This is a genomic window from Cellulomonas bogoriensis 69B4 = DSM 16987 (assembly GCF_000767165.1).
GTDB classification, from domain to species: Bacteria; Actinomycetota; Actinomycetes; order Actinomycetales; family Cellulomonadaceae; genus Actinotalea; species Actinotalea bogoriensis.
The window spans coordinates 22409-29929 of the sequence record NZ_AXCZ01000013.1 but is presented as its reverse complement, the minus strand read 5'-3'; the positions used below and the strand labels follow the sequence as shown (position 1 = coordinate 29929).

8 protein-coding genes and 1 riboswitch are annotated in these 7521 nt (G+C 73.4%); of the genes, 6 read left to right on the top strand and 2 right to left on the bottom strand.

The window, feature by feature from the left end; translation table 11 throughout:
* Positions 1-505 (top strand): hypothetical protein (locus N869_RS17635; RefSeq protein WP_035057483.1); only part of this gene is annotated, 505 nt, incomplete at its 5' end.
* Between the two features lie 69 nt (positions 506-574).
* On the opposite strand, the gene N869_RS02740 is transcribed toward N869_RS17635, so the two are convergent.
* The gene (locus tag N869_RS02740) at positions 575-1495 is read right to left on the bottom strand and encodes an SGNH/GDSL hydrolase family protein (protein WP_052104884.1); all 921 of its coding nucleotides are present in this window, start codon (positions 1493-1495) and stop codon (positions 575-577) included.
* A 95-nt stretch (positions 1496-1590) separates the two neighbouring features.
* Positions 1591-1665, top strand: a riboswitch (cyclic di-GMP riboswitch).
* Between the two features lie 203 nt (positions 1666-1868).
* Between N869_RS02740 and N869_RS02735 the strand changes: the two genes are divergently transcribed.
* Positions 1869-2276: a hypothetical protein gene (locus tag N869_RS02735; protein ID WP_156968304.1), complete on the top strand. Its 408-nt coding sequence runs from the start codon at positions 1869-1871 to the stop codon at positions 2274-2276.
* Here N869_RS02735 and N869_RS02730 read toward each other — a convergent pair.
* Positions 2273-2989, bottom strand: coding sequence for a uracil-DNA glycosylase (locus N869_RS02730; protein ID WP_084136357.1), 717 nt, complete (start codon positions 2987-2989; stop codon positions 2273-2275). The genes N869_RS02735 and N869_RS02730 overlap by 4 nt on opposite strands.
* Positions 2990-3115: 126 nt before the next feature.
* On the opposite strand from N869_RS02730, the gene N869_RS02725 reads away from it, so the two are divergent.
* The 4 genes from N869_RS02725 to groL all read left to right on the top strand — a co-directional run bounded on the left by N869_RS02725 (position 3116) and on the right by groL (position 7388).
* Positions 3116-3424: a DUF3263 domain-containing protein gene (locus tag N869_RS02725; protein WP_035057479.1), complete on the top strand. Its 309-nt coding sequence runs from the start codon at positions 3116-3118 to the stop codon at positions 3422-3424.
* A gap of 28 nt (positions 3425-3452) precedes the next feature.
* Positions 3453-4058: a LytR C-terminal domain-containing protein gene (locus tag N869_RS17630; protein ID WP_035057477.1), complete on the top strand. Its 606-nt coding sequence runs from the start codon at positions 3453-3455 to the stop codon at positions 4056-4058.
* Positions 4059-4079: 21 nt separating this feature from the next.
* Positions 4080-5570, top strand: a complete 1491-nt coding sequence (locus N869_RS02715; protein WP_035057475.1) for a phytoene desaturase family protein — start codon at positions 4080-4082, stop codon at positions 5568-5570.
* A 192-nt stretch (positions 5571-5762) separates the two neighbouring features.
* Complete coding sequence (groL, locus tag N869_RS02710) at positions 5763-7388, top strand: chaperonin GroEL (protein ID WP_035057473.1); 1626 nt, start codon at positions 5763-5765, stop codon at positions 7386-7388.
* Positions 7389-7521 lie beyond the last annotated feature (133 nt).

Below are 7521 nucleotides of genomic sequence, written 5' to 3'. Positions count from 1 at the left end.
CGTCGGCGGCACCGTGCTGGCGGCCGGTGCCACCACGGTGACCCTCGACGGGCCCGTGACCGTCAGCCCCGGCACCCCGGTGGCGGTCGTGGTCGACGGGTGGCACAGCGGGGCGGACCTGGTGCTGACCGACCCGCCCCCCGCGGTGACCTGCTCCACCGGCGACCCGGCCCGCCCGTGCGAGGCGACCCTGACGGTCCGCGACGGGTGGGCGACCGGCTACAACCTGGACCTCACGATCCGGGACGTCCGTCCGGGCAACGCCAACAACCCGGTGCCCTGGCGGGTGACGATCGACTTCTCGGCCGCCGACGTCCCGTTCGTGCCGACCGGCCTGGAGGGGTCGGGCGTGGTCGTGGAGTCCTCGTGCGGGGACCTGCCCCGGGTGACGTTCTCCGGTGTCACCACGTGGGGTGAGCACCACCTGCTGCGCCGGGGTGACTCCCGCACGGTGTGGCTCCAGGCCCGCGACGACGGTTCCGGCGGCATCCTCCGCTGCCCCTGACACCACCCGCCGACCCGTGCCGACCCGTGCCGACCCGTGCGGGTCACCCGCTCGGTCGGCCGGCCCCGGTCACGCGGGACCGTTCAGCGTCGCCTTCCGTGACGGATCGGTCCCGGTCGTGAGGGGTTCCAGGTCCGGTCGCTTGGGGCGGCGGCGGTCCCCGCTGGATCGGCCCCGCAGGCGGCGGGTGGCCCACGGGTAGACGTGCGCGCGCACCCACGCGGCGTCCTCCCGGACCCGCGCCGAGCGGGGGAGCGGGGGGAGGGGGGCCAGCGGGTCGTCCCAGTCGGGGTCGTCGGGGTCCAGGCCCAGGGCCACCAGCGCCCCCTGGGCGACCCTGCGGTGACCCTCGGTGGTCAGGTGGATGCGGTCCGGGGCCCACATGCGCCAGTCCTTCAGCGACCGCATCCCCCACAGGTCCAGCACGTGGGCGCCCTCACGGCGTGCGATCGACCAGATGTGGGCGTTGAGCACCGCGACCCGGCCCCGTGTGCGGCGCACGACCGGGCTGTCCTTGGCGTCCATCCCGGTGGCCATGAGCACGGTCGCGCCGTCGCGGCGCAGCCGCCGGACCGCGTCCTGCAGCTCCGCGGCCATGGCGTCGGGGTCGGCGGTGGGCCGCAGCATGTCGTTGCCGCCACCGACCACGCTCACCAGGTCGGGCGCCATCGACAGCGCGGCGGGCACCTGGTCGGTGAGGATCGGGCGCAGCAGGCGCCCCCGGATCGCCAGGTTGGCGTACCGGAACCCGGGGCGCCCGTCGTCGGGGACGTGCGCGGCGCGACGATCGGCCAGGTGCGCCGCGAGCAGGTCGGCCCACCCCCGGCAGGGGCCGGTCGGTTCGGTGCCGGGCGGACCGCCGGTGCGGTCCGGCGGCCGGTGACCGGGCACGTCCCACAGGCCCTCGGTGAACGAGTCACCCAGGGCCACGTAGGTCGACCACGTCGGGCGGGGACCCGGCTGGGCCGGCCGGGTGAAATCGCCGGCCACGGGGACCTCCTAAAAGCGCACAGCGCCCCAAACCGGACGCACGGACGGGTGACGGCGTGGACGCCCCTGGCGCCCTCGGTCATCCTGGTCCGGTCAGCGACAAGCGGCAAACCCATCGCGAGGTGGGGACGCAAAGCCACGGGACCCTCGAGGTCAGCCGGGCCACCGAACGACAGAGGTCCACCATGGTCGTCACCACCGCCGAGGGACGCGTCCCTACGGCGTGCGCCCGGCCCCGGTCCTCCCGCGCGCCCTTCCGCAGGGGAGGTCCCACCTAGCCACGTCCACACCCGGTCGCAGGACGCGAACACCGGGTCAGGACCGGGCAGGACGCCCGGTCCCCGCAGTCATCTCGGGCCCAGGAGGGGTGCAGATGGTCGGTCGTCGAGGTCGCAGGGCCGTGTCGGTGCTGCTGGTCGCGCTCGCGGTGGTGGGGGTGCGTGTGGCGTCGGCCGGTGACGTCCAGGGGCCCTGGGTGCGGGTGGGTGAGGACACCACGGCTGGGTGCGGGACCCAGCAGGTGCAGGTCGACTACGACGTCGAGTACGTCGCTGAGCTCCCCGGTTACGGGGTGAGCGCCGCCCGGCTGTCGGGGCTGGACGAGCGCTGCCACGGCCATGAGGTCCTGGTGACGTTGAGCGGGCCCGGGGGGGTCGCGCTGGCCGAGCTGTCGGCACAGGTCACGGGGACGGAGATGACGGTCGTGGTGCCGGCGGGGACGCCGGTGGGTGCGGAGGCGCTCACGGGGGTGAGCGTCGTCCTGGCCCGGGCCGGGGCCTAGGCCCCGGTGACGTCGGCGTGGTGCCGTCCTGCTCCGGCGGGGCGGCACCAGTCGACCGGGGGTGCGCCCTGCTCCTGGAGCAGGGTGTTCACCCGGGAGAACGGCCGCGACCCGAAGAACCCGCGGGAGGCGGACAAGGGGCTGGGGTGGACGCCAGCGACCACGGGCACCTCGCCCAGCAGGGGCCGCACGCGGCCGGCCTCGCGCCCCCACAGGACCGCCACGAGGGGGCCGCCGCGCTCGGCGAGGGCCTGCACGGCCCGGTCGGTGATCGCCGCCCAGCCCAGGTCCCGGTGCGACCCGGGTGCGCCCTCCCGCACGGTGAGGGTCCTGTTGAGGAGCATGACGCCCTGCTCGGCCCATCCGCTGAGGTCCCCGTCGGGCGGTGCGCCCCCGACGTCGTCGCGCAGCTCGCGCACGATGTTCTGCAGCGACCGTGGCAGGGGTCGCACGTGGGGGGCGACGGAGAACGACAGGCCGACCGCGTGCCCGGGCGTGGGGTAGGGGTCCTGGCCGATCAGCAGCACCCGCACGTCGGCGAGGGGGCGCGCGAACGCCCGCAGGATCGCGTCGTTGTGCGGCAGGTACCGGTGACCGGCCGCGGCCTCGGCCCGCAGCCGCTGCCCGATCTCGCGCAGACGGGGTTCGACGGGGGCCATCGCCTGCGCCCAGTCGGCGGCCATGATCTGGTGCAGGGGACGGGGTTCGGGCACGGTCCGACCCTAGCGAGGGCTCGGCCCGGCGGCACCGGTGGGGGCTGGGGGCGAATGACACTGCTGTGATTCGGCCGGTACCATGGCCGGGTCCCCGAACGGGGGTGTCACACCGGGAGGAGCCACATGGACGCGAGCGCGACCGCGACCGTGAACGCCGACGCCGCAGGCCGTTCCACCGCCAACGAGCTGTCCGAGCGTGATCAGGAGATCCTCGGGTTCGAGCGCCAGTGGTGGAAGTACGCCGGGGCGAAGGAGCAGGCGGTCCGTGACCTGTTCGGCATGTCGGCCACCCGCTACTACCAGGTGCTCAACGCCTTGATCGACTCGCCGGCGGCGCTCGCCCACGACCCGATGCTCGTCAAGCGTCTGCGCCGGTTGAGGGCCTCCCGGCAGCGTGCGCGCTCCGCGCGTCGCCTCGGTATCGAGGGCTGAACGCTCCTCGAGCGTTAACCTGTCGGGCGTGAGATCCGGCGACTACCCCTACCCGACGGATGACTTCGACGTCACGAGGTCACCGCACGGACCGCAAGGCGCCCACCGTGCGCCGCGCTCCGCGTGGAATCGGTGGTGGCCGTTCCTGGTGGTGGTCCTCGTGTTCCCGGCGCTCGCGTTCGGCCTGATCAACGTGATCTCCGGGTGGGACTCCGGCGGCGGTGGGCCGGTCGCGACGCAAGCACCGGTCGAGGACCCCGAGCCGGAGGACCCGGACGAGCAGGAGCCCGAGCCGGAGCCGGAGCCCGATCCGGAACCCGACCCGGAACCCGACCCGGAACCCGAGCCTGAGCCCGACCTGACCCGGCAGGTGCGGGTCTTCAACGCCACGATGATCACCGGACTCGCCGGTGGTGGTGCCGAGCGTCTGACGGGTGCGGGCTTCGCGTCGGTCACCACCGGGAACTGGGGCGGGGCGCCGACGAGCACGTCGGTCGTGTACTACCCGGATCCGCAGGACGAGGCGACCGCGCAGACGGTGGCCGACCAGCTCGGGATCGCCTCGGTGGAGGAGGACCCGCTCCAGGCCCCGGACGCGGTCGTGGCCGTCCTGGCGGCGGACTACGAGCCCTGAGCACCCGGGAGGGGTGAGCGCGTGAGCCAGGACGTGGACGTCGTGGTCGTCGGGTCCGGCCCGAACGGGCTCGCCGCGGCGGTGACGCTGGCCCGGTCCGGGCTGTCGGTGCACGTGATCGAGGCCGAGGACACCGCGGGGGGTGGTGCGCGCACGGTCGAGGGCCTGGTCCCGGGAGTCGTGCACGACCTGTGCTCGGCGGTGCACCCGATGGCGCTCGCGTCCCCGTTCTTCCGCAGGTTCGACCTGCGCGCCCGGGGCGTGCGGCTCGCGACCCCGGAGGTGTCCTACGCCCAGCCCCTGCCCGGCGGCAGGGCGGCCCTGGCGTTCCGCGACCTGGGGCGCACGGTGGCCGAGCTCGGGCCCGACGGGCCGGCGTGGGACCGGCTCATGGGGCCACTGGTGGAGCACGTCGACGGGATCGTGTCACTGGTCATGGGTGACTACCGGCACGTGCCCCGGGACCTGGTGCAGGCGGCCCGGTTCGGGTTGCGGACCCTGGAGCAGGGGTGGGGCCCGACGTGGGATCGGCGGTTCAGCGGGGACGAGGCGCCCGCGCTGCTCACGGGTGTGGCGGCGCACGCGATCATCCCGATGCCGTCGGTGGCGTCGGCGGGCACCGCGATGCTGCTCGGGGCCCTGGCCCACGGCACGGGATGGTCGTTGCCGCGGGGCGGCACCCAGGTCATCACCGACGCCCTGGTCCAGGACCTGCTGGAGCACGGTGGCCGGCTCACCACCGGGGTGACGGTCACGGGACCGGGGGACCTGCCCCGGTCACGGGCGGTGGTGCTGGACACCACCCCGGGGGCCGCCGCGAGGATCCTGCAGGGCCGGTTGCCGGACCGGCTCGCGCGCCGGTTGCGGGGGTTCCCGCACGGCAACGGTGCCGCGAAGGTCGACCTGGTGCTGTCCGGGCCGGTGCCGTGGAGCGGGCCGGGGGTGGGGGCCGCGGGCACCGTGCACCTGGGCGGCACGCGGCAGGACATGGTCCGCACCGAGCAGGAGGTCTCCCGGGGGCGCCACCCCCAGGACCCGATGGTGCTGCTGAGCGACCCGGCGGTCAGCGACGCCACCCGCATCGGCCCCGGTGGGGTCCGGCCGCTGTGGGCGTACACGCACGTCCCGCGCGGCTCGACCCGGGACATGACCGAGGCGGTCGTGGCGCGCATCGAGAGGGACGCCCCCGGGTTCCGTGACCTGGTCGTCGAGGCGCGCTGCGTCCCGGCGGCGCGCATGTCCGACCACAACGCCAACTACGTCGGTGGTGACATCTCCACCGGGGCGATCACGCTGCGGCGCATGCTGCTGGGGCCCACGGGCCGGTGGGACCCCTACCGGTTGGGCACCACGGGCGCGTACCTGTGCTCGGCGTCGGCGCCACCGGGACCGGGGGTGCACGGGATGGGCGGCTGGCACGCCGCCCGCCGGGTCCTGGCCGACCGGTTCGGGATCACCGCGCCACCTGACCTGTCGCCCACCTCCGGTCCCGCGGGGCCCCGCTCGGCGTGACACGCCCGACCCGTCTTGCACTCGGGCACCGAGAGTGCCAATAATGCGGTTAGCACTCTCGGATCGAGAGTGACAAAGGACATCTGGTCGAGGTGAGGGCCGGGCCGCGCGGGACGTGACCGCCGTGGTCCTGGTCCGTCCGTCGCGGGCACCGGCGACCAGCACACCGCCACAACCGGAGGATCATTCCGAATGGCCAAGCTCATCGCCTTCGACGAGGAGGCCCGCCGCGGCATGGAGCGGGGCATGAACGCCCTCGCCGACGCCGTCAAGGTCACCCTCGGCCCCAAGGGTCGCAACGTCGTGCTCGAGAAGAAGTGGGGCGCCCCCACGATCACCAACGACGGCGTCTCCATCGCCAAGGAGATCGATCTCGAGGAGCCGATCGAGAAGATCGGTGCCGAGCTCGTCAAGGAGGTCGCCAAGAAGACCGACGACGTCGCGGGTGACGGCACCACCACCGCGACCGTCCTGGCCCAGGCACTGGTCCGCGAGGGTCTGCGCAACGTCGCAGCCGGCGCGAACCCGATCGCCCTCAAGCGCGGCATCGAGAAGGCCGTCGAGGCCGTCACCGCTCAGCTGCTCGAGGCGGCCAAGGACGTCGAGACCAAGGAGCAGATCGCCGCGACCGCAGGCATCTCCGCCGGCGACCCGGCCATCGGCGAGCTCATCGCCGAGGCGATGGACAAGGTCGGCAAGGAAGGTGTCATCACCGTCGAGGAGTCCAGCGCCCTGGGCCTGGAGCTCGAGCTGACCGAGGGCATGCGCTTCGACAAGGGCTTCCTGTCGGCGTACTTCGTCACCGACGCCGAGCGCCAGGAGGCCGTGCTCGAGGACGCCTACGTCCTGCTCGTCGAGTCGAAGATCTCCAACGTCAAGGACCTGCTGCCGCTGCTGGAGAAGGTCATCCAGTCCGGCAAGCCGCTGTTCATCGTCGCCGAGGACATCGAGGGCGAGGCCCTGGCCACGCTCGTCGTGAACAAGATCCGTGGCACGTTCAAGTCGGTCTCCGTCAAGGCGCCCGGCTTCGGCGACCGCCGCAAGGCGATGCTGCAGGACATGGCCATCCTCACCGGTGGCCAGGTCATCTCCGAGACCGTGGGCCTCAAGCTGGAGAACGCCGGCCTGGAGCTGCTGGGCCAGGCCCGCAAGGTCGTCGTCACCAAGGACGAGACGACCATCGTCGAGGGTCAGGGCGACGCGGACCAGATCGCCGGTCGGGTCGCGCAGATCCGCGCCGAGATCGACAACTCCGACTCGGACTACGACCGCGAGAAGCTCCAGGAGCGCCTGGCGAAGCTCGCCGGCGGCGTGGCGGTCATCAAGGCCGGTGCGGCGACCGAGGTCGAGCTCAAGGAGCGCAAGCACCGCATCGAGGACGCCGTGCGCAACGCCAAGGCCGCTGTGGAGGAGGGCATCGTCGCCGGTGGTGGCGTGGCGCTCATCCAGGCCGGTGCCAACGCGTTCGAGAACCTCGAGCTCACCGGTGACGAGGCCACCGGGGCCAAGATCGTGAAGTCGGCCCTGGACGCCCCGCTCAAGCAGATCGCGATCAACGCAGGCCTCGAGGGTGGCGTCGTGGCGGAGAAGGTCCGCCACCTGCCGACCGGCCAGGGCCTGAACGCCGCGACCGGCGAGTACGAGGACCTGCTCGCCGCAGGTGTCAACGACCCGGTCAAGGTGACCCGCTCGGCGCTGCAGAACGCGGCCTCGATCGCGGCCCTGTTCCTGACCACCGAGGCCATCGTGGCAGACAAGCCCGAGAAGGCTGCTCCGGCCCCGGCCGGCGACGGTGGCATGGGCGGCATGGACTTCTGATCTGACCCCACAAGGGTCGGGCAGCAGCCCAGGACCATGAACGGCGGGTGTCCCCTCACGGGGGCACCCGCCGTTCGTCGTCCCGGCCACCGGTCCGCCGGCTTGAGGCTCGAGGACCACCCAGGACGAAACG